This window comes from Arthrobacter sp. MMS18-M83, assembly GCF_026683955.1.
Taxonomy (GTDB): domain Bacteria; phylum Actinomycetota; class Actinomycetes; order Actinomycetales; family Micrococcaceae; genus Arthrobacter.
Genome location: NZ_CP113343.1, coordinates 1313054 through 1334067 on the forward strand (window position 1 = coordinate 1313054; position 21014 = coordinate 1334067).

Annotated in this window: 20 protein-coding genes and 1 pseudogene; 8 read left to right on the forward strand and 13 right to left on the reverse strand. The window is 63.9% G+C overall.

The window, feature by feature from the left end:
* The first annotated feature begins 31 nt into the window (after positions 1-31).
* Positions 32-859 carry a sulfurtransferase gene (locus OW521_RS06165; protein ID WP_268023810.1) on the forward strand — a complete coding sequence of 276 codons (828 nt, stop codon included), beginning with the start codon at positions 32-34 and terminating at the stop codon, positions 857-859.
* A gap of 9 nt (positions 860-868) precedes the next feature.
* Here the strand turns inward: OW521_RS06165 and OW521_RS06170 are convergent, their stop codons facing one another.
* The 7 genes from OW521_RS06170 to OW521_RS06200 form a co-directional block, all read right to left on the reverse strand.
* Positions 869-1648 (reverse strand): enoyl-CoA hydratase, encoded by a 780-nt coding sequence (locus OW521_RS06170; protein ID WP_268025713.1) that lies wholly within the window; start codon positions 1646-1648, stop codon positions 869-871.
* Positions 1649-1725: 77 nt separating this feature from the next.
* Entirely contained in the window at positions 1726-2646 is a 921-nt protein-coding gene (gene mmsB, locus OW521_RS06175; protein WP_268023811.1) for a 3-hydroxyisobutyrate dehydrogenase, read from the reverse strand.
* Positions 2639-3685 carry an enoyl-CoA hydratase/isomerase family protein gene (locus tag OW521_RS06180; protein ID WP_268023812.1) on the reverse strand — a complete coding sequence of 349 codons (1047 nt, stop codon included), beginning with the start codon at positions 3683-3685 and terminating at the stop codon, positions 2639-2641. Before OW521_RS06180 ends, mmsB begins: the two co-directional genes overlap by 8 nt.
* Entirely contained in the window at positions 3685-5184 is a 1500-nt protein-coding gene (locus tag OW521_RS06185; RefSeq protein ID WP_268023813.1) for a CoA-acylating methylmalonate-semialdehyde dehydrogenase, read from the reverse strand. The genes OW521_RS06180 and OW521_RS06185 overlap by 1 nt, the downstream gene beginning before the upstream one ends.
* Before the next feature lie 227 nt (positions 5185-5411).
* Complete coding sequence (locus OW521_RS06190) at positions 5412-6815, reverse strand: cryptochrome/photolyase family protein (protein ID WP_268023814.1); 1404 nt, start codon at positions 6813-6815, stop codon at positions 5412-5414.
* Positions 6816-6887: 72 nt separating this feature from the next.
* Positions 6888-7559, reverse strand: a complete 672-nt coding sequence (locus OW521_RS06195; RefSeq protein ID WP_268023816.1) for a fasciclin domain-containing protein — start codon at positions 7557-7559, stop codon at positions 6888-6890.
* Positions 7560-7770: 211 nt separating this feature from the next.
* Positions 7771-8559: an IclR family transcriptional regulator gene (locus OW521_RS06200; protein ID WP_268023818.1), complete on the reverse strand. Its 789-nt coding sequence runs from the start codon at positions 8557-8559 to the stop codon at positions 7771-7773.
* A gap of 228 nt (positions 8560-8787) precedes the next feature.
* Here OW521_RS06200 and OW521_RS06205 point away from each other — a divergent pair, with 228 nt between their 5' ends.
* The 6 genes from OW521_RS06205 (at position 8788) to OW521_RS06230 (ending at position 13840) form a co-directional block, all read left to right on the forward strand.
* The gene (locus OW521_RS06205) at positions 8788-9504 is read left to right on the forward strand and encodes a CoA transferase subunit A (protein ID WP_268023819.1); all 717 of its coding nucleotides are present in this window, start codon (positions 8788-8790) and stop codon (positions 9502-9504) included.
* A 27-nt stretch (positions 9505-9531) separates the two neighbouring features.
* Positions 9532-10221 (forward strand): CoA transferase subunit B, encoded by a 690-nt coding sequence (locus OW521_RS06210; protein WP_268023821.1) that lies wholly within the window; start codon positions 9532-9534, stop codon positions 10219-10221.
* Complete coding sequence (locus tag OW521_RS06215; protein WP_268023823.1) at positions 10218-11450, forward strand: acetyl-CoA acetyltransferase; 1233 nt, start codon at positions 10218-10220, stop codon at positions 11448-11450. Before OW521_RS06210 ends, OW521_RS06215 begins: the two co-directional genes overlap by 4 nt.
* Before the next feature lie 72 nt (positions 11451-11522).
* Positions 11523-12065: an HdeD family acid-resistance protein gene (locus tag OW521_RS06220; protein WP_268023825.1), complete on the forward strand. Its 543-nt coding sequence runs from the start codon at positions 11523-11525 to the stop codon at positions 12063-12065.
* A gap of 65 nt (positions 12066-12130) precedes the next feature.
* Positions 12131-12937 (forward strand): exodeoxyribonuclease III, encoded by an 807-nt coding sequence (locus OW521_RS06225; protein ID WP_268023827.1) that lies wholly within the window; start codon positions 12131-12133, stop codon positions 12935-12937.
* 33 nt (positions 12938-12970) lie between these two features.
* Positions 12971-13840 (forward strand): hypothetical protein, encoded by an 870-nt coding sequence (locus OW521_RS06230; RefSeq protein ID WP_268023829.1) that lies wholly within the window; start codon positions 12971-12973, stop codon positions 13838-13840.
* Positions 13841-13853: 13 nt separating this feature from the next.
* On the opposite strand, the gene OW521_RS06235 is transcribed toward OW521_RS06230, so the two are convergent.
* The 5 genes and pseudogenes from OW521_RS06235 to OW521_RS06255 form a co-directional block, all read right to left on the reverse strand.
* On the reverse strand, positions 13854-14912 hold the full coding sequence (locus tag OW521_RS06235; protein ID WP_268023831.1) for a LacI family DNA-binding transcriptional regulator: 1059 nt from the start codon (positions 14910-14912) through the stop codon (positions 13854-13856).
* A 134-nt stretch (positions 14913-15046) separates the two neighbouring features.
* A complete protein-coding gene (locus tag OW521_RS06240) occupies positions 15047-15295 on the reverse strand; it encodes a hypothetical protein (protein ID WP_268023833.1) in 249 nt (82 codons plus the stop codon).
* A pseudogene (locus OW521_RS06245) lies at positions 15292-16113 on the reverse strand (carbohydrate ABC transporter permease); the annotation flags it as partial. The gene OW521_RS06240 and the pseudogene OW521_RS06245, both read right to left, overlap by 4 nt.
* A 60-nt stretch (positions 16114-16173) precedes the next feature.
* On the reverse strand, positions 16174-17181 hold the full coding sequence (locus tag OW521_RS06250) for a carbohydrate ABC transporter permease (RefSeq protein ID WP_442781225.1): 1008 nt from the start codon (positions 17179-17181) through the stop codon (positions 16174-16176).
* A 74-nt stretch (positions 17182-17255) separates the two neighbouring features.
* Positions 17256-18536 (reverse strand): ABC transporter substrate-binding protein, encoded by a 1281-nt coding sequence (locus OW521_RS06255; protein WP_268023837.1) that lies wholly within the window; start codon positions 18534-18536, stop codon positions 17256-17258.
* 127 nt (positions 18537-18663) lie between these two features.
* Between OW521_RS06255 and OW521_RS06260 the strand changes: the two genes are divergently transcribed.
* On the forward strand, positions 18664-20529 hold the full coding sequence (locus OW521_RS06260; protein ID WP_442781226.1) for a glycoside hydrolase family 13 protein: 1866 nt from the start codon (positions 18664-18666) through the stop codon (positions 20527-20529).
* Between the two features lie 122 nt (positions 20530-20651).
* On the opposite strand, the gene OW521_RS06265 is transcribed toward OW521_RS06260, so the two are convergent.
* Positions 20652-20924, reverse strand: a complete 273-nt coding sequence (locus OW521_RS06265; RefSeq protein ID WP_268023839.1) for a hypothetical protein — start codon at positions 20922-20924, stop codon at positions 20652-20654.
* Positions 20925-21014 lie beyond the last annotated feature (90 nt).

The following is a 21014-nucleotide window of genomic DNA, read 5'->3' on the forward strand; positions in this document are numbered from 1 at the left end:
AATAATGAGACGCTCGTTTAGTGTTGTGGCCATGAAGAGTACAGCTGTGGAACCCTTTGTCGACCTCGAATGGTGCTGTCAGAACGGTCACCGCGTAGTGCTCGCCGATGTGCGTTGGTATCTCGACGGGCGCTCCGGCCGGGAGGCGTACGACGGCGGGCACGTCCCCGGGGCGGTCTTTGTCGACCTGGATCGATGGCTTTCGACTGAGGGCTCGCCCTCTGAAGGAAGAAACCCGCTGCCCACGCCGGGTGATTTTTCCCTTGGGATGCGGGAATTGGGAATCAGCGACGACGACATCGTGGTGGCGTACGACGACGCGGGCGGAGTCATCGCCGCCCGTTTGGTCTGGATGCTGCGCGCCACAGGCCACAGCTCAGCCATTCTGGATGGCGGGCTGGCCAGCTATGAAGGACCCCTGGAAACAGAACACCCGGCGAGACCAATGGGACATTTCACCGCCCAACCGTGGCCCAGCCACCGTCTGGCCGAGATCCACGAGCTCTCAACTGAAACCAACCTCGTGGTGGACGCGCGCAACCGTGACCGCTTCGAGGGCAGGCAGGATCCCATCGACCCCAGGCCCGGTCACGTGCCCGGCGCGCGGAACGTCCCGTGCAGGGAGAACCTGGCCGCCTCCGGGAAACTGCGCAGCAAGGCCGAGTTGCTGCGCAGTTTCGCCGCGGCAGGCATCACATCGGCCGAGAAGGTCATCAGCTATTGCGGATCCGGAGTGACGGCTTGCCACAATCTCTTGGCAATGGAATATGCCGGCCTTGGTCACGGCCGGCTCTTCACGGGCGGGTGGTCCCAATACGGCCACGCCCTCGAGCTCCCGGTCGAGCTCGGTCCCGCGTAACAGCGAAGCTTAGCGGTGCTTGAACTCCGGCTGGCGCTTCTCGGTGAACGCGGCCATGCCTTCCTTCTGGTCCTCGGTGGCAAACAATGAGTGGAAGATCCGACGCTCAAACAAGACCCCCTGGGAGAGGCCGGTTTCGAAAGCTGCGTTGACGGCTTCCTTGGCCACCATGGCGGCCGGCTTGGACTTGGAAGCGATCACCTCGGCGGCCTTCAGGGCCTCCTCCACCACGGAATCCACCGGCACTACGCGGGAAACGAGTCCCGCGCGCTCAGCTTCCTCGGCATCCATGAACCGCCCAGTGAGGATCATGTCCATCGCTTTCGCCTTCCCCACGGCGCGGGTAAGCCGTTGCGAGCCGCCCATGCCGGGTATGACACCGAGGTTGATTTCCGGTTGCCCGAACTTGGCGTTGTCCGCGGCAATGATGAAATCGCACATCATGGCAAGTTCGCAGCCCCCGCCCAGGGCAAAGCCCGACACTGCGGCAATCACCGGAATGCGCAGGCGCGTGAGGTTTTCCCAGCCGCGGAACCAGTCTGAGGCATACATTTCCATGTACCCCTTGGAGACCATCTCCTTGATGTCGGCGCCGGCCGCGAAGGCCTTCTCGGAGCCGGTGATCACCACGGCGCCAACCTCGGGGTCCGAGTCCATGGCGGAAACGGCGGCCACCAGCTCATCCATGGTGGCCTGGTTCAACGCGTTGAGTGCCTTGGGCCGGTTCAGGGTCACCAAGCCCACCCGACCACGGAGTTCCACCAGGATGTTTTCATACTGCTGCGCCAAGCCGTGCCCCTTTTGTCGGTTGCTCACTTTTGCGTGTTGCCCACGTTTTGTCGGTTACCCAGAACCTACCGCCAAGGCTACTTGGCGGACTTGTCCCGGATGTCCGTGATGATGCCGGAGAAGTCGCGTCCTGCTCCGCCTTCGGCCGCGAAGGCATCGTAAATCTGGGATGCCAAGTGTCCCATCTGCCCATCCACCCCGGTGCTCTCAAGCGCGTTGACCGCGAGCCGCAGATCCTTGGCCATGAGCGCACCGGCGAATCCGGGCTGGTAGTCGCGGTTGGCCGGGCTGGTGGGAACCGGGCCCGGAACAGGGCAGTTGGTGGTCAGGGCCCAGCATTGCCCCGAGGCGTTAGAGGCGACATCGAACAGCGCTTGGTGCGTCAGGCCCAGTTTCTCGCCCAGGACGAATGCCTCGCTGACGGCGATCATGGAAACGCCCAGGATCATGTTGTTGCAGACCTTGGCGGCTTGCCCGGCTCCGTGGTCACCGCAATGCACGATTCTCCGGCCCATGAGTTCCAGGATCGGCTTCACTGTTTCGAAGTCCTCGGGCAGCGCACCCACCATGAAGGTCAGGGTTCCGGCTTCCGCACCCACTACGCCCCCGGAAACCGGGGCATCCACGGAACGGTGTCCGGCTTCCAAAGCAATGGCTGCCGCTTCCCGGGCCTCGTCCACGTTGATGGTGGAGCAGTCCAGGAACAGCGTGTTCGGCGGAGCAACAGCCAGGAGTCCAGGGCCGTCCACTCCTCGGTAGGCGTCCAGGACGTGCTTGCCACTGGGCAGCATCGTCAGGACCACCGAGGCTCCGGCAACGGCCTCCTCTGCGGAATCAACCGTGGCAATGCCGTGTTCACGGGCGGCCTCAAGCGCGGCCGGCACGGGATCGTACGCGACCACTTGATGCCCGGCCTTGACAAGATTCACGGCCATGGGCCCGCCCATGTGGCCGAGGCCGAGGAAAGCGATGGTGCCGGAAGCTGCGTTTTCAGACATGGTCGGACTCCTTTGAATGAAGTTTGAGTTCACGGTCGCCGAGTGGCGCGAAGAAGCCGTCGACGGCGGCCTGCGACACCTCGGCGAGGGAAGCTGGCTTCCATTGTGGGTTGCGGTCCTTGTCCACCACCTGGGAGCGAATCCCCTCGCGGAAATCCGGCCCGGCCAGGCACCGTATGCCAACGCGGTATTCCTGCTCCAAGGCCTCCTCCAGCGAGAGCCCCCGCACGCGCCGCAACGATTCCAGGGTGACTTTCACGGCGGTGGGCGACTTCGCCTCGATGGTGCCTGCGGCCGCAGCGGCTTCCCCACCGGCCGCGCGCAGCCTGCCAACGATTTCCTCGGCGTCGTCAGAGGCATAAGCGGCGTCGATCCAGTCTCGCTGGCCAGACAGCGTCGAGGCCGGCGGCTCCTGCACAAAGCGCTCGACGGCGGCCTCCGCCGTCGAGCTTTCAAGCGCTTCCGCAAGCGCGGGCAGGCTTTCGGACGGCACGAAATGGTCCGCGAGCCCCAGGAACAGGGCGTCGGCCCCGCTCAAGTGGGCACCCGTGAGCGCTGCGTGGGTGCCCGACTCTCCCGGCGAGCGGGACAGCAGAAGGGTCCCGCCGACGTCGGGCACAAAACCGATAGTGGTTTCCGGCATACCGGTACGGGTCCGCTCGGTGACCACACGGACGGAACCGTGGGCGGAGATCCCGACGCCGCCTCCAAGGACCAGCCCGTCCATGAAGGCCACATAAGGCTTAGGGTACCGGGCAATGAGCGAGTTCAAGCGGTACTCCGCAGCCCAGAAGTCCGCCGTCTGGTCCCCATGGCGCAGCATGTCGTCGTAGATCGCCACGATGTCCCCGCCCGCACAGAGTCCCCGGTCCCCGGCGCCGTGCACCAAAACCGTCTTGACGGCGTCGTCGTCCGCCCAGGAGGTGAGTTGCTCCAACATGGCGTGAACCATCCCGGCCGTGAGGGCGTTGACGGCTTGGGGACGGTTCAGTGTGATGACGCCGAGGTGGCCCCGCTTCTCGAACAGAACCTCCGCCATTAGCTGCCGGCCGGCATCACGAAGCTGGCGCCCTGGCGGATGCCGGAGGGCCAACGGGTGGTGACCGTCTTGGTCTTGGTGTAGAAGCGGAAGGCGTCCGCGCCGTGCTGGTTGAGGTCGCCGAAGCCAGATGCCTTCCAGCCGCCGAATGTGTAATAGGCAATCGGAACGGGAATGGGGACGTTGATGCCAACCATGCCCACTTCGACGCGGCTGGCGAAGTCACGGGCGGCGTCTCCGTCGCGGGTGAAGATCGCGACGCCGTTGCCGAACTCGTGCTCGGAGCAAAGCCGCAGCGCTTCTTCGTAGTCGGACGCCCGGAGAACGCTCAGGACCGGGCCGAAGATCTCCTCCTTGTAGATGGACATGTCCTTCGTGACGTTGTCGAAGAGGGTCGGGCCAACCCAGAAACCCTGCGGGTATCCTTCGACTGTGAGGCCGCGACCGTCCGTGACAAGCGTGGCGCCTTGGTCGACGCCGGCCTGGATGTAGCCCTCGATCCGCTCTTTCGCCGAGGCGGCCACCACGGGGCCGAAGTCCGAATCCTTGGCCAGGCTCGGGCCAACCTTTAGTCCCTTGATCCGGTCCTGCAACTTGGAGACGAGCTGATCCGCGGTTTCCTGTCCAACCGGCACTGCGACGGAAATGGCCATGCAACGCTCACCGGCGGAGCCGAAGCCTGCGCCGATGAGGGCGTCCGCGGCCATGTCCAGATCGGCGTCGGGCATGATCACCATGTGGTTCTTTGCTCCGCCGAAGCACTGGGCGCGCTTGCCGTGTGCCGCCGCCGTCGCATAAATGTACTGGGCAATCGGCGTGGATCCGACAAAGCCGATGGCCTTCACGCGCGGGTCCTCAAGGAGGGCGTCCACCGCTTCCTTGTCGCCGTTGATGACGTTGAAGACGCCGTTCGGCAATCCGGCCTCGGTGAAGAGTTCGGCCAGGCGCAGTGGTACCGAAGGGTCGCGCTCCGAAGGCTTGAGGATGAAGGCGTTGCCGGCCGCCAGGGCTGGGCCCGACTTCCAGAGCGGAATCATGGCCGGGAAGTTGAAGGGTGTGATGCCCGCGACGACGCCGAGCGGCTGGCGGAGGGAATGGACGTCAAGGCCGGTTCCGGCGTTGTCCGAGAATTCACCCTTGAGGAGGTGCGGCGCACCGGCGGCGAACTCCACCACCTCGATGCCACGCTGGATATCGCCCTTGGCATCGGGGAAGGTCTTGCCGTGCTCGGAGGAAAGGAGCGTAGCGAGCTCGTCCATGTGTTCGTTGACCAAGTCCACGAACTTCAGTAGGATCCGGCCGCGGCGTTGCGGGTTCATGGCAGCCCATTCGAGCTGGCCTTTCTCCGCGTTGGCGATCGCGTTCCTGACCTCGTCAGCGCTGGCCAAGGGAAGCTTTGCCTGGACCTCGCCAGTGCAAGGATCGTAGACATCGCTGAACCGTCCGGAGGTCCCGTCGATCCTCTGGCCGTCAATGTAGTGGGAAAGTTCGCGCACCATGGAATGCTCCTTTGCATATGGGGAATGCCCGCCATCGGCCTCGAAGGCACATGTCCAACTGTGCTCCGGGACGTCTTTGATCCCGAATATACTCGGACTTCCTACTAATTTCTAGAGGACTCCGGCTACCATCCTCAACTCCCGACCACCTTTGGGAACGCCCGACGCCGGAACTCGGGTTTTGCGCGGATGTTCCGGCGCAAAGGTGGTAACTAGTGGTGGCGGACTTAGCGGGCGAGGCTGCCGTAGGCATCCAATGCTTCTTGGCGCGAGGCTTTGAGGTCCACTAAGGGCTCAGGATAGGCCGGGGTGCCCAACTCCGGGATCCACTGGCGAACGTAGCTACCTTGGGGATCGAATTTCGCGGCCTGGGTGTCCGGATTGAAGATTCTGAAGAACGGCGAGGCATCCGCGCCCGAACCGGCAACCCACTGCCAGTTCGCGGGATTCGAGGCAGGATCGGCATCCACCAACGTGTCCCAAAACCATTGCTCGCCCAGTTGCCAGTGGATGCCGAGGTTCTTCACCAGAAGGCTCGCGGAAACCATCCGAACGCGGTTGTGCATCCACCCCGTCTGCCACAATTGCCGCTGGCCCGCGTCCACCAAGGGGAAGCCGGTGCGGCCTTCCTGCCATGCACGAAGGAGGGCGGCAGCGTCCTGGCGGGCACCGCCGTCGGGGTCCTGCGCCTCGGTACTTGAAGCTCCGGGCCATGCCCACGGGTAGTGGTCGAACCCCGTCCGCAAGTTGGCCGTTGCCAGGTCCGGGTGATGGAAATATTGGTGCCAGCAGAATTCACGCCACCCAAGTTCCGAGGCGAAGACAGCCGCACCCTCGCCAAGTTCCCGACGCCGGCGCTGCTGGGCATGCCACACCTCGAACGGGCTGAGTTGGCCCCAGCGCAGGAACGGCGACAACCTGCTGCTGCCCGGCAGGTCCGGACGGTCGCGATTCACCGAATAGTCCGCCAGCCCGTCTTCCACGAAGTCATCGAGGAACTCGTGCGCTTGGGCCGAACCCGGCCGCCAGGCTTCAGACAATCCGGCAGACCAATCGGGGTTTCGCGGCAACAATCCCCAAGCGTCCAGTTCCTCCTGCTCCGGGAGCGCACCCGAGAATCCACGGCCCGGCTCCGGAGCGTCCAGCGGTTCGCGGAAATCCAACCCTGACACTGTCCGCCAGAAAGGCGTGAATACCTTGAAGGGTCCGCCTTGCTTAGTGGTGACGGCCCACGGCTCGTGCAGCAAGGAGGCCTGGAAACTCTCCGCGTGCATCCCGGACTCGTGTGCCCAAGCCTTGATTCCGGCGTCGAGGGTGCGCTCTGATTCGCCGTAGCGGCGGTTCCAGTACAGCGCTCCGGAACCCATCGCCGTCGCGGTTTCCTTGATGATTTCCGCCGCCGGTCCGCGGCGCAGCAAAAGCGGGACACCCAGGGCGGCGAGGTCCTCGCGGAGGGCGAGCAGCGAATGGTGCAGCCACCAGCGGGAAGCGCCTCCCAGCGGCCTGATCCCCGGAGATTCTTCGTCGAGGACATAGAGGGCGGCTGCCGGCCCGCCGTCGGTTGCCGCCCGCAGCGCCGGGTTGTCCGCGACGCGCAGATCGTCCCGGAACCACACAAGTGCCGGCTTCACTGATCCCCCTCGAATTTGGTGCAAAGATCATGCCCCCTAGGACGAATCCTAAGGGGCACGATCCGGGCAGGTTTACTTCGGCATCAGCACGCTGTCAACCAGGTACACCGTGGCGTTGGCGGTGTGGACGCCACCGCAAATCACGGCGGATCCTCCGTCAACCTTGAGTGCATCCTTGGTGCCGGTGACGGTCACCGAGTCACCCTCAACCGTCTTGTGGGTGCCCACGATCTGGTCCGGGGTCAGCTGGCCGGGGACTACGTGGTAGGTCAGGATCTTGCTCAGGAGGGCGTCGTCCGTCTTGAGGGTCTCGATCGTGGCGGCGGGGATCTTAGCGAAGGCGCTGTCCACGGGAGCAAAGACAGTGAACTTGCTGCCGTTAAGCGTGTCCACCAGGTTTACCTTCGGGTTGAGCTTGCCGGATACCGCTGCGGTCAGGGTCTTGAGCAACGGGTTGTTCGACGCGGCCACAGCTACGGGGTCGAGAGCCATGCCGGCAACGGAGCCTGCACCACTGGGAACCTGGGAGGCGTAACCTGCGCAGCCCGGGCCAACCAGGTCTTTGGTCGGGTCCATTGCCGCGCTTGCGGAAGCGGAAGGCGTCGATTTCATGGTGGACGAGGAGCTCGGAGCGGCCGACGACGGACTCGCGGTAGAAGCCGAACCGCCACAAGCAGTGAGGCCCAAAAGGGCGGTGGCGGCGAGGCCGACGATCGCAAAAGACGTGCGCTTTGTAGAAAGCATGACATTTCTCCTTCAAACGGACTGACATTCGGTGCCGGTTGATCCGGCGTGAAAGCACTTCACCTTTGCGGGCTAAGTCCTTATGCCAGCTATTCGGAGGTGCGGGCTGCAGGGATGGGTAAGTTTCAAAAATAAATTTGGGTGCCCTCAAGAACCGACCACTTATGGAAGCCCCCGACGCCGGATATCGGCTCGGGTGCCCCGGTACGGCTCAAAGGTGGTCGGTTCTTGCGGCGCTCATCCTGTGGGCTTCTTCCATGAGCAGTTTGCCGAGGAATTCCTGCCTCTCGGGACGAAATCGCGGCTCGATGCCAGTGAGGGACAACGCCCCGATGGGCCTGCCAAGCTGGTCGAAAACGGCGGCCGCCATCCCCCAACTGCCCTCGAGAACCAACCCGGGATTCACCGAATACCCGGCCAACCGGGTCTGTTCCAGGTTCCGGCGCACCACACCCTCGGTGTGGCCGTTGGCGAAGTCCCCTGCATGGCGTTCCCAGTTGGAGAGAACGAGTTCCTGTTCCTCTTCCGGCAGGAAGGCCATGATGGCGGTCCCGGCCGACGCCACGCCGAGGGGGAACCTAACGCCCTCGTGCAACACGAACGACCGCACAGGAAAGCTGCCTTCCTCACGGAGCACGCACACGGTTTCGTGACCACGCCGGATGGAATAGAAGGAACTCTCCCCGCTCTCCTCGGCCAGGCGGCGCAGGCTGGGCCGGGCGAGGTCTTCAAACGGGAACCGGGCCGCCGCCACGGACCCCAGCAGGAAAATCTCCGGGCCCAGGATCCAATTTCCAGTGCGCTGATCGTGGTCCAGCATGCCTTCGGCGGCGAGGGAAGCGAGTAAGCGGTGCACCGTAGGGCGCGTCAGTCCGGACTCGCGGACCAGGCCAGCGATGGACATGCCCTCCGGTTTGCGCCCCACGAGCCGTAGGAGCGCGGCAACGCGGCCCACCACCTGGGCACCTTGCACCGGCTTGTTTTGCGGCTGATCGCTCAAACGACGCACCCCTCTAGAAGAATTCCTCCACAATGTGGACACTTCCAAGACTAGCGTCCACACTATGCAAACCCAGCCCTTTTCGGGAGTGAAGCACCGTTGACCCTCCGGCCAAGACCAACCTAAGCTCGTTTCTCAGACGATTTGCTCGGACAGTTGTCCACAAAGTGGATCGCCACGACGCGGACCTGCTACTCAAAACGACCTACTCAACGACGAGGACAAGCCATGGCCAAAATCCAACACAGCGCTGCCGAGGCCCTGCAGGACGTCCTGCGCGACGGCCAGACCCTCGCCGTCGGCGGCTTCGGGCTCAGCGGCATCCCCGCGGACCTGATAGACGCCGTCCGCGATTCAGGGGTCAAAGACCTGACAGTGGTTTCCAACAACATGGGCATTGACGGGAAGGGCCTCGGCGTCCTCATCGAAGCCGGACAGGTCCGCAAGGTCATCGCCTCGTATGTCGGTGAGAACAGACTCTTCGCCGAGCAGTACCTCTCCGGCCAACTCGAGGTCGAGTTCGCTCCCCAGGGCACCCTCGCTGAGCGGCTCCGCGCCGGCGGTGCCGGCATCCCCGCCTTTTACACGCGGACCGGCGTCGGAACTTTGGTTGCCGAAGGCAAGCCGCTCGAAGAGTTCGACGGCGTGACGTACGTCCGCGAGCGCGGGATCGTCGCCGACGTCGCACTGGTCCACGCGCATACCGCGGACACCGACGGCAACCTGATCTACCGCTACACCGCCAGGAACTTCAACCCTGTGGTGGCGACGGCGGGAATCGTGACCATCGCCGAGGCGGAGGTGATCCTGCAGCCGGGCGAGTTGGACCCGAACCACATCGTGACACCCGGCGTCTACGTCCAGCGGCTGGTCCAGGCGAGCAGCCGCACCAAGGACATTGAGCAGCGCACAGTCCGGCCCCGCCCGGAATCCGTCCCGGCCTGACCCCACCACCAGCGAAGGAGTATCACCATGGCATGGACCCGCGACGAAATGGCCGCCATTGCGGCCCAGGAACTCAACGACGGCGACTACGTCAATCTTGGTATCGGCATCCCCACCCTTGTTGCCAACAACTTGCCCGACGGCGTGCGGGTTGTGTTGCAAAGCGAAAACGGGCTGCTCGGCATGGGGCCCTTCCCCTATGAAGGCGAGGAAGACGCCGACCTCATCAACGCCGGCAAGCAGACCGTCACGGTCCTGCCCGGCGGCAGCATCTTCGACTCTGCAACGTCCTTCGGCATGATCCGCGGTGGACACGTCAAGGTTGCCATCCTCGGCGCCATGCAGGTTTCGGGCGACGGCGACCTCGCCAACTGGACCATTCCGGGAAAGATGGTCAAGGGCATGGGCGGCGCCATGGACCTAGTGGCCGGAACCCCGCGCGTGGTGATCCTCACCGAACACAATGCCAAGGACGGGAGCGCCAAGATCGTCCGGGAATGCACCCTCCCGCTGACTGGATTGGGAGTTGTGGACCGCATTGTCAGCGACCTTGCGGTGTTCGATCTCGTAAGGAACGAACAGGAATCAGGCGGCGGGCGGCAGCTCACGCTGACCCGCCTCGCGCCTGGGGTCACCGTCGAAGAGATCCGAAGCAAGACGGAGGCCGCGTTCACGGTCTCCTTGGAAGAAGCCGCTCTCGAAGGAGCCACAGCATGAGCCTGAAAGACCAGTTCGGCAAAGACGTCCTCCTCACCGGCTGGGGGCACAGCAAGTTCGGCAAACTCACGGACCAGACGCTGGAATCCCTGATCGTCCAGGTGTCCGCGGAGGCCATCCAGAACTCGGGCCTTGAGCCACGGGATATCGACGAAATCTACCTCGGCCAGTTCAACTCGGGCATGCAGCCCCTGGGATTCACGTCCTCACTCGCCCTGCAGCTGTCCGAGGACCTGGCCAACGTGCCGGCCACACGAACGGAGAACGCCTGCGCCTCCGGTTCCGCCGCATTCCAACAGGGCGTGAAATCCGTGCTTGCCGGGACGGCCCGCAACGTCCTGGTGATCGGTGCCGAGAAGATGACCGACGCCGGGGCCGACGTGGTGGGAGCCGCACTCCTTGGCGCGTCTTACGAGATGGCAGGCAAGGCCTCCACCACTGGCTTCACGGGACTGTTCGCCGAGGTAGCCAAGCACTACGAGAAGCGCTACGGAGCTGGCATTCAAGGGTCTGGCATCGAAGGCTCTGGGTTTGCCCGAGGCCTAGGCGACGTCCTTGGTTCTATCGCCGCCAAGAATCACCACAATGGCATGGACAACCCTTACGCGCAGATGCACAGGGACTTTGGCGAGGAGTTCTGCCGGACGGTTTCCGAGAAGAACCCCATGGTGGCCGAACCGCTCCGCCGCACCGACTGCTCCCCCGTGTCCGACGGCGCCGCCGCCGTCGTGCTTTCCGTTGGCCCGGCGTCGGGCGCTGCTACCGAACCCGTGCGGCTGGCGGGCTTCGGGCACGCGAACGGCTTCTTCCCGGCAGAGCGCCGCGACCCCACCGAGTTCGCAGCCACCCGGGTCTCCTGGGAGCGCGCACTGGGGATGGCCGGCGTCGGGATTGAAGGGCTGGACTTCGCCGAAGTGCACGATTGCTTCACCATCGCCGAACTGATCATGTATGAGGCCATGGGGCTGACGCCGCGGGGCGAAGGCTCCCGCGCGGTGCAGGAAGGCTGGGTCTACAAAGACGGCAAGCTTCCCATCAACGTGTCCGGCGGGCTCAAGGCCAAGGGTCACCCTGTGGGTGCCACCGGCGTGTCCCAGCACGTCATCGCGGCCATGCAGCTCACGGGCACCGCTGGCGCCATGCAACTGCCCACCGCCCGCCGCGGTGCCGTGCAGAACATGGGCGGAGTGGGCATCGCGAATTACGTCTCGATTTTGGAGTCGATCTAAGGCACACGCCCACTTCACCAGCTACCGGCGCGGGTCTAAACTGGCGCTATGTCCGACACCGCAGGACGCAAGTTGTTTCAGCATTCCGGAACAGCGCTCATCTTCCGGGGAGCCTTGGCCCTTCTCTTGGCCTTCCTGGTTGCTTCCTTGCCGGTCGCCACTGTATTTGCCCTCGTCTACGTGTTCGGCGTCTACGCCATCACTGACGGACTCACTGACATGGCCCATTACTTCTACGATCCCGCGCGCCACTCCCGCTGGAGCATGATTGGCGGCTTCATCTCCGTCGCCACCGGCCTCGTGGCGGTTTCGTGGCCGGGCATCACCGCGGCGGCGCTTGGCTTCCTCATAGGAGCTTGGGCCCTGATCCTGGGGATTTCGCAAATCATCCTTGCCATGGACACCAGGACGACAGTCAGGGCTTGGTGGCTCTGGATGTTGACGGGGTTGGTCACCACCTTTTTTGGGCTTTTTGTGCTCGTGAATCCCGGAGCCGGATTCCTGGGCGTGGTGGCGCTGCTGGCGACATACGCCGCCGTCGTTGGTTTGCTGCTGATCGCTTCTGGGATCAAGCTCCGCAGGCGCGCCAGTTCTTCGGTGATGCTCGCGCATTAGGCCTTCGAAGGAGCAATCCGCCGTGAGGGGATGCGCTAGGTCCCAAGTTCGGTAAGTTAGTGGCTGTGAAGATAGCTACCTGGAATGTGAATTCGCTCCGCGCACGTGCCGACCGTGTGGAGGCCTGGCTGCAGCGCAGTGACTGCGACGTCCTCGCCATGCAGGAAACCAAATGCAAGGACGACAACTTCCCCTGGGAGCTCTTCGAACGCATGGGTTACGAGGTGGCCCACTTCGGTGTGAGCCAATGGAACGGCGTCGCGATCGCCTCCCGTGTAGGGCTCGACGACGTCGAACGCACCTTTGTTGACCAGCCTGCCTTCGGAAAGGCCGGCAAGGACCCCGTACAGGAAGCCCGTGCCATCGCTGCGACCTGCGGCGGGGTAAGGGTATGGAGCCTGTACGTTCCCAACGGCCGTTCCTTGGACGACGAACACATGCCGTACAAGCTGAAGTGGCTGGACACCTTGAAGGGCCACGCCGCCAACTGGGTCACTGAGAACCCCGAGACGCAACTGGCGCTCATGGGCGACTGGAACATCGCCCCGTTGGATGACGATGTCTGGGACATCGACTTCTTCCGGGAAAACGCACTCACTCACGTCAGCGAACCCGAGCGCGAAGCCTTCCGTGCGTTCGAAGCGGCTGGTTTCACCGACGTCGTCCGCCCCTACACCCCAGGGCCTGGCGTCTATACCTACTGGGACTACACCCAGCTCCGGTTCCCCAAGAAGGAGGGCATGCGGATCGACTTCGTCATGGCCTCCCCCGCGCTGGCCGCCCGCGTCACGGGAGCCTCGATCGACCGCGAGGAGCGCAAGGGCAAAGGCGCCTCGGACCACGCTCCCGTGATCGTGGAGCTAACGGACTGAGCGGTAACAATTGATGGAGGAGGCGGGCCCGCGATGAGCGGAAAGCTATACGGGAATCAGGCTGGGCTGCCCTTCTCTTCAGCGCTGCGCGTCTACGAACCCCTCGAAGCCTTCCCGGAGGACCAGCGGCAGCAGCTCGTGGCGAGCGGTACCCGCAGCGGTTCGCGGGCCGCCGTCGAGAATGCCGAGTTGCTCGCTTCCCTTGGACGGGTCACCCGAAAAGGCGGGGATCCTTTCCCAACAGGCAGCACTGACCTGGTCCGCATCACCCGGCTTCCGTCCGGAGATCCGAACGACCCCGACGCCGGGCGGCTGCTCTATTGCCCCAGCCAACTGGTGATCCGGGCAGGCTTGGCGGCCAACGCCCTCATGGAAGGGATCCACGGACCACTCGCGGAGCTGCTCATCCCCGTGGACCAGCGCGACCGGCACCAGGCCCGAATCGACCGCATCAATGCCAGTCACGACGCGAAGCGCGTCCACACCAGGGCCTCCACCTGGGGAATCCCCTTCAGCTGGTTCTCGCTGTTCCAGGAGTCGGACCGCAAGGACGTCGTGGAATCCGGTGGACGCATCCTCACGGTCAGGGTCTGGGCCTCACTGACTGATGCCCTGGACCGCGCACGCTTCGCCGTAGCCAATCTTGCCCTCGCCGCGCCTGACCTGGACATGCTCGATGACCTCACTCAGCTCACCGAATGGCTCGAATTGTTCCACGTGCAGTCCATGGTCGAGCTGGACTACGGCGCAGTGGCAGACAAGGTGTACCCGGATGAATCGCCGATGGATGTCCGGCTAGGCATCGAATGCTTGGCCGAGGGCGACATGACAGGAGCCGCCGCGGCCTACCGCCGACTGGCTTCCCGCTGGATCCCCATCAGGCAGCTGGCGCGGGCTTCCTAGCTCACGGGCCGGGTCAGTCCTTGGGTCGGGGCGGACCGGTGGTTTCCCGGACGATCAGCCGGTGGGGTGCCTTCATTGAGCGTACGGAGCCTGCTTCACCGGCCAATTCGTCCAGCAGCATGCGCGTGCCCAGTTGGCCTTGTTCAACGGGGTCCTGGGCTACGGTCGTCAGGCCCATGGCCTCGGCGAATTCATGGTTGTCAATGCCGATGATGGACAAGTCCTCCGGTACACGGACGCCACGGCGCCGCGCCTGCAACATGGCTCCCATGGCCATTTCATCGGAGGCGCAGAAGATCGCAGTCGGCTTGCGTCCTGGCTTGTCCCAGAGCTCGTCGAAGGCTTGCTGGCCACTGCCCACCGTGAAGTTTCCGAAAATGTCCCATTCCGGTGGCATGGAATAACCCGCGCTCGTCATGGCATCGGTGAAACCGTCGACGCGAAGCCGCGGCACCGTGAAGTTCAGGTCGGAGTCGTCTTGGCCATGGAGCAATGCGATCTCGCGGTGTCCCAGGTTCAGCAGATGCATGGTGGCTTCCACAGACGCGGCGTAATCGTCAATGCCGATGCTCGGGCAGTCTTCCACCGGACCACCGACAATCACCAAAGGAATGTCGATCCTTTGGAGATCTGCGATTTCTTCCGACGTCAGGGACATGCAGAGGACCAGGAGTGCATCGATTTGTTTGTAGACCATGGTCTTGCTGAACAGGCGTTCCCGCGCTCCACGCTGCCCACCCAGGTTGAACAGGGAGAGGTTGTAGCCGCGGGCGTGAAGCTCGCGGTCTACGCCCTCGATGGCTTTGAAGAAGAACCAACGGTCCACATACGGGGCCAGGACGCCGACGGTCTTGGTGCGGCCCGTGGCCAGGCCGGAGGCGGACGACGACGCCACATACCCGAGTTCTCCGGCTACCCGCAGGATCTTTTCCCGCGTAGCCGGAGATACTCGGGGAAGGCCCCGCACCGCGCGCGAAACCGTGGCGGTGGAAACGCCTGCGGCCAGTGCGACATCCTCAATGCTGGCTCCTGCGTGGCCGCCACGCTGGGACCGTTCGTTCGTTTTTGCCACTCGAGCCCCCTCAAAGAATCCGTGCGGATGCCGAGGGTTCCTTCCCAGACGGCAGATAGCCAGCGTATTCCGCCTGGTCGCCCTCCGCCCATTCCGCGCTACTTATTTCGGACCGCATGAATTAGGACCGCCGCTCAGGTGAGGCGCCTGCCAGTCCTGGGCGGAAGCTTGCGGCGCATTCGAATCAGGCCCCACATAGCCAGCACTACCGCCAGCAGGCCCAGGGCCCAGCCCAATGCGGGCTGGGCCGTGAGCTCGGCGCTCACCGTCACGACTAGCAGAACCAGGCCCCAGAAGCCGAGGAGGCCAAGGACGATATCCAGGTCCTCAGCCGAGCGGACCCTTCGCAGATCGGAAGGGTGCGCCTTGCTGTCCTCAGTCATTTGACGGCGCCCGCAGTCAGGCCCGCCACGATCTTGCGCTGGAACACCAGCACGAGGATCACGAGCGGGATGGTGACAATGGTGCCCGCGGCCATGACGGCGGTGTACGGCTCCTGGTGCGGCTGCGCTCCGGCAAAGTAGGCGATCGCAACGGTGACGGGGCGAGTTGCGTCCGAGGACAGCTGGCTCGCAATGAGGAACTCGTTCCACGCCCCGATGAAGGCCAGAATCGCCGTGGTGAACGTCGCAGGCGCGGCGAGGGGCAGGATGATCTTCCGGAAGGCCTGACCCTGCGTGCACCCGTCAATGCGAGCGGATTCTTCGAGCTCCCACGGCATCTCGCGGAAGAACGACGTCAGCGTGTAGACCGTGAGCGGGAGGGTGAAGGAGATATCCGGGATGATCATCGCCTGGTACGAGCCCATCCAGCCGATGTTGGTGAACAGCTGGAACAACGGAGTCACCAGCGCGACGCCCGGGAACATCGACGCACCGAGGATGAAACCCATGACGGCAAACTTGAACCGGAAGTTCAGGCGTGCGAGTGCGTAGGCGGCGAACACGCCCACCACGAGGGCGACGATCGTGGTGGCACCCGCCACGATGAGGCTGTTGAGCAGGTTCCGACCGAAGTGGTTGCCAAGGCTCTCATCGAAGACCGTCGCGAAGTTGTCCCCCGTGACGTGTGTCGGCCAAAAGGTCGCATCGAAGGTGAACGCAGTGTCGCGGAAGGCTGTCACGATCATCCAGTACGCCGGCACGAGGCACCAGACGAGGATGATGGCAGCGGAGATGTAGGTGCGCAGCTGCCCCATTCGAAGCCCTTACGGCGATCTGGCGTGGTTGCAGCGCGTGGAAGCGTGGCGGTGGCGGCCATGTTACTTCCTTCCCGATGAGGTGGCCGCGCCCACGGCGTTGGCGCCAAGGAAGCGGACGAAGATGAAGGCGACGAGGAAGATCACGATGAAGGTGACGGTCGAAAGCGCTGCCGCGCTATTGAACCCTTCGCGGATCTGGTCGACGACGAGAATCGAGAGCGTCGTCGTGTTGTTGGCGCCCTGCGTCATGATGTACGGCAGGTCGAACATGCGAAGCGCGTCAAGCGTGCGGAACAGGATCGCGACCATGAGTGCCGGCTTGACGAGCGGCAACGTGATCAGCCTGAAGCGCTGCCATGCGGTTGCGCCGTCGACCTTCGCTGCCTCATAGACTTCATCCGGAATGAGCTGCAGGCCAGCGAGGATGAGAAGCGCCATGAACGGCGTCGTCTTCCACGTGTCCGAGATGACCACCGCCCACTTGGCAGGCCATTCCGACCCCGTCCAGAGGATCTGGGTGCCGAACAGCTTGTTCGCGATGCCGTCGAACGCGAAGATGAAGAACCAGAGCTTGGCCGTAACGGCCGTGGGGATAGCCCAAGGGACGAGAACGGCGGCGCGGACCGCGCTCCGCCCTCGGAAGGATCGCGCCATGATGATCGCCATCCAGAATCCCAGTACGGTCTCGAGGGCCACCGTCACCACCGTGAAGAAGAAGGTGGTTCCCATCGCGTTCCAGAACTGGGACCCGAGGGTTCCTGGCGGGCAGGATTGGCCGTTGCACTGCTGGAACAGCCAGTGGGTGTAGTTCTCGAATCCGGCGGGGCCGCCCTGCTCGAAGAACCCGGTCGCAGGATTGAGGCCCGCGTCCTTCTGGAAGGACATGATGATGGCGTTGACCACCGGGTAGATGATGACGACAGCCAGAAGGATTAGCGTCGGCACCAGCAAGACGGAGGCCCACCGGCCTTGGGTCACCTGCTTCCGGTCCGCGCTCTCGCGGCCGGGCATGTGGTGGGTCTCAGCTGGCGCCCCGGCCTGGGTGCGCTCCGGGAGTTTCGTAGACATGGAGTCTCTCCTGTTCAGGGGGCCGATGGCCCGGGGGTCCGTTCCGACGCCCGGACCATCGGCTCACAACTTGGCTACTTGGCGGCTTCGATGGCCGACTGCATGTCGGCCACCGCCTGGTCGACCGTCTTCTCCCCCTTGAGGGCGGCGTAAGCGTTGTCCTCCACCGCCTTGGTCACGGCCGGGTAGAACGGCGTCACCGGGCGCGGGACGGCGTTCTCGATCGACGTCTTAAGGACCGGCAGGTAGGCGAGCTTGGACGTCAGGCTCGGGTCCGTGTACAGGGCGCCCAGGACAGGAGCCAGCGAGCCCTGTGTCGCGTAGAACTTCTCGGTTTCCTCACTCGTCATGAACTTCATGAAGTCCAGCGACGTGGCCTTGTTCTTGGAGTAAACGCTCATCGCCAAGTTGTGACCGCCGAGGGACGAGGCGCCAGGGCCGGACTTGCCGGGAAGCGGGGCGATGCCGAACTTGTCGGCCACCTTGGAGGAACCGTCGGTCTTGCTCGCGATGTTGAAGACATACGGCCAGTTGCGGAGGAACAGGAGCTTCCCGTCCTGGAAGGCGGTCCGGCTGTCCTCCTCCTTGTAGGTAATGGCCTCCTGCGGGATGTTGCCGTTCTTGAATGCCTCGACGAGCTTGCCGAGACCGGCCTTCGCCTCCGCCGAGTTAACCGCCGCCTTGCCTGAGTCGTCAACGATCTTGCCGCCGAACGAGTTGATGGCCTCGGCTGCGTTGACCGTCAGGCCTTCGTACTTCTGGAACTGGCCCGCGTAGCAACCGATGTTGTTCTGCTTCGCGATGGAGCACATGCTCATCATCTCGTCAAAGGTCTTGGGCGGCGTCGGCACAAGATCCTTGCGGTAGTAGAGGATGCCGCCGTCGGAGGTCTGCGGTGCGGCGTAGAGTGTGCCGCCGTATGTGGCTGTCTTGACGGTCGCGGGGAGCATGGCCGAGGTGTCGAAGGTCGTCTTGTCCTTGAGCGGCTGCAGCCAGCCCTTCGCCGCGAATTCAGCTGTCCAGATCACGTCGACGTCGACGACGTCGTAGTTCGCGTCCTTCCCTTGGAAGTGCTGCACGAGGTCGTCGTGCTGCTGGTCGGCAGCATCGGACTGCTCCTTGAAGGTGACCTTCTGGTCCGGGTGCGCCGCGTTCCATTTATCGACGAGCGGGCGCACCACGTTGCTGTTGTCCTTGCCCTGTACGTAAGTAATGGGTCCGCGGCCGTCAAGGTTGGCTGCGGCGTCGCCGCCGCCTGAGGCTGTGCCGCCGCCACCGCCGCCACCACAGGCGGACAGGGACATGGCGAGCACGCCAGCCATAGCGGCCGGCAGAAGGTACTTGCGAGTTTTCATGCTGGGGACTCCTCAATGAGTGGACCAGGTTTTTTCCGCGGTGCGGTTGATGTGGTGAGCCTCACATTAGTAAGCTTCCGGGTAGTAATGCAAGCGTTTACACAAAAATGTTATCGAGAGGAATCCAGTGCCGCACTCCCCGATCCCAACCCCCGGTTCCAGCATTTCCGCGTGGTGGGCAAGCGCCGTCGTATACCAGATTTATCCCCGTTCTTTCGCCGATGCCAACGGCGACGGAATGGGCGATCTAGCCGGAATCTCGGCGAAGCTGCCGTATCTGCAAGAGCTGGGTGTGGATGCCGTGTGGCTCTCCCCGTTCTACAAATCTCCGCAAGCTGACGCTGGATACGACGTCGCGGACTACCGTACCGTGGACCCCCTCTTCGGTACCTTGGACGACTTTGACGCCATGCTGGAGAAGGCCCACGGCCTGGGGATCAAGGTAATCGTCGATCTCGTGCCCAACCACACGTCGGACGAGCACGTATGGTTCCGCGAAGCCCTCGCCGCCGCCCCCGGCTCCCCCGAGCGCGAGCGCTACATGTTCCATCCGGGCAAGGACTCCAAGCCGGGCTCCGGGGACGGGGCCTTGGCCCCGAACAATTGGAAGTCCATCTTCGGCGGCCCCGCCTGGACGCGCCTGACGAACGACGACGGCACTCCCGGCCAGTGGTACCTACACCTTTTCGACACGAAGCAGCCAGACCTCAACTGGGAGAGCCCGGAAGTCCACGAAGAGATGCGCTCGGTGCTGCGTTTCTGGCTGGACCGCGGAGTTGACGGCTTCCGGGTGGACGTTGCCCATGGCCTGGTCAAGGAAGCCGGACTGCCGGACTGGGAGGGCTCTGCTGCCATGGTCGAAGGCGGCCTATCCGCACCGGGCGCGCACAGCGAGGCCGTCGAACCCCATACGGCCCACCCTCACGTCGATGGAAAAGCGCCCGCCGGGCAAGCCGCCGGAGGGGCCGAGACCGCCGTCGAACACAAGGTCAAGCCGCCGCTGGACCCGCCGTCGCCCTTCTTCGACCAGGACGGCGTCCACGAAATCTACCGGGGATGGCGCCAAGTCCTGTCAGAGTACGACGGCGACCGCATGCTGGTTGCCGAGGCTTGGGTCGAGCCGCCCGAACGGCTGGCCCGGTACATCCGCAAGGATGAAATGCAGCAGGCCTTCAACTTCGATTTCCTGCTGGCTGGCTGGGACGCGGAGCGTATGGCGGAGGCAATCCAGTCTTCGCTGGACGCCGCGGGATCGGTGGAGGCGCCCTCCACCTGGGTCCTGAGCAACCACGACACCGTCCGGCACCCCAGCCGCTTCGGGCTGGCAGACCCCACGACGTTTCCCAAGGGCATCGCGGCGGAAGACGAACAGCCCGACGCCGCCCTTGGACTGGCGCGGGCACGCGCCGCTTCCATGGTGTCCTTCGCCTTGCCCGGCTCCGCCTATCTTTACCAGGGTGAAGAACTCGGCCTGCCGGAGCACACGTCCTTGCCGGCCAAAGCGCGCCAAGACCCCTCGTTCTTCCGCACCAAAGGCGTGGAACGCGGCCGCGACGGGTGCCGAGTGCCTTTGCCGTGGAAAGCCGCCGAGTCCGGCTTCGGATTCTCGGAAGCGTCCACCGCAGGCGACGCGCTTGCGGCCGTGATCGGCAAGGCGCCTACTGCGCCGTGGCTGCCCCAGCCTGAATCGTTCGGCGAGCTTGCCGCGGACCTCCAGGCCGGCATCGACGGTTCTACCCTGGAGCTATACCGCTCGGTCCTGTCGTTCCGCAAGGACCATCACCTGGGTTCGGGCACGTTCACGTGGGCGGAGGAGCACGATCCAGCCAACGGAATCCTGGCCTTCCACAATCGGGACGTGTTGGTGGTGGTCAACATGGGAGCCGCAGCCCTTGCTGTGCCAGCGGGCTTCAGGGTTGGCCTTTCCAGCGACGGCGGCTCAGGCGGGGCTTCGATCGTCCCGAATAGCGGGGCGTACCTCCTGGCGCTGTAAGGGTTGCCCTTCCAGACCTTCTTTGGCGCGAAAACGGGGCCGACACGCAGAGTTTGCTGCGTGTCGGCCCCGTTCTGTGGGCAAAAAGGGTCAGGAAGGCGCCGCCATCACGGGCTCGGAGCCTACTTACCACCCTTGAAGAAGCCAGCGATCTTGGAGCCGAGGCCCTTGACGTTCTCGGCCACGTCACCGGCGATCTCCTTGGCGTTCCCGGCAACATCCCCCGCGAGTTCCTTGGCGTTATCAGCCACGTCACCGGAAAAGAATTCCTTCACGTTCTCCGCTGCGTCGCCGGCAAATTCCTTCGCGTTCTCGACGGCTTCGCCAGCAACATGCTTGGCCTGTTCCGCCGCAGCTTCAGCGGTCTTCTTGATGTCGTTGACTTCTTCGCTCATGGTTTTCTCCTTGTTTCTGGTCCACATGTTCTGGTCCATCGGCTTGACTCGGACACAGGGTCCGTTGCCGGCCGGGCAAGCCCAACCAAA

Coding starts and splice junctions, on each gene's coding strand:
- OW521_RS06165 (WP_268023810.1), top strand. CDS start 32: ATGAAGAGTACAGCTGTGGAACCCTTTGTCGACCTCGAATGGTGCTGT.
- mmsB (WP_268023811.1), bottom strand. CDS start 2,646: ATGTCTGAAAACGCAGCTTCCGGCACCATCGCTTTCCTCGGCCTCGGC.
- OW521_RS06180 (WP_268023812.1), bottom strand. CDS start 3,685: ATGGCGGAGGTTCTGTTCGAGAAGCGGGGCCACCTCGGCGTCATCACA.
- OW521_RS06185 (WP_268023813.1), bottom strand. CDS start 5,184: ATGGTGCGCGAACTTTCCCACTACATTGACGGCCAGAGGATCGACGGG.
- OW521_RS06195 (WP_268023816.1), bottom strand. CDS start 7,559: ATGCTTTCTACAAAGCGCACGTCTTTTGCGATCGTCGGCCTCGCCGCC.
- OW521_RS06205 (WP_268023819.1), top strand. CDS start 8,788: ATGGCCAAAATCCAACACAGCGCTGCCGAGGCCCTGCAGGACGTCCTG.
- OW521_RS06210 (WP_268023821.1), top strand. CDS start 9,532: ATGGCATGGACCCGCGACGAAATGGCCGCCATTGCGGCCCAGGAACTC.
- OW521_RS06215 (WP_268023823.1), top strand. CDS start 10,218: ATGAGCCTGAAAGACCAGTTCGGCAAAGACGTCCTCCTCACCGGCTGG.
- OW521_RS06230 (WP_268023829.1), top strand. CDS start 12,971: ATGAGCGGAAAGCTATACGGGAATCAGGCTGGGCTGCCCTTCTCTTCA.
- OW521_RS06240 (WP_268023833.1), bottom strand. CDS start 15,295: ATGACTGAGGACAGCAAGGCGCACCCTTCCGATCTGCGAAGGGTCCGC.
- OW521_RS06250 (WP_442781225.1), bottom strand. CDS start 17,181: ATGTCTACGAAACTCCCGGAGCGCACCCAGGCCGGGGCGCCAGCTGAG.
- OW521_RS06255 (WP_268023837.1), bottom strand. CDS start 18,536: ATGAAAACTCGCAAGTACCTTCTGCCGGCCGCTATGGCTGGCGTGCTC.
- OW521_RS06265 (WP_268023839.1), bottom strand. CDS start 20,924: ATGAGCGAAGAAGTCAACGACATCAAGAAGACCGCTGAAGCTGCGGCG.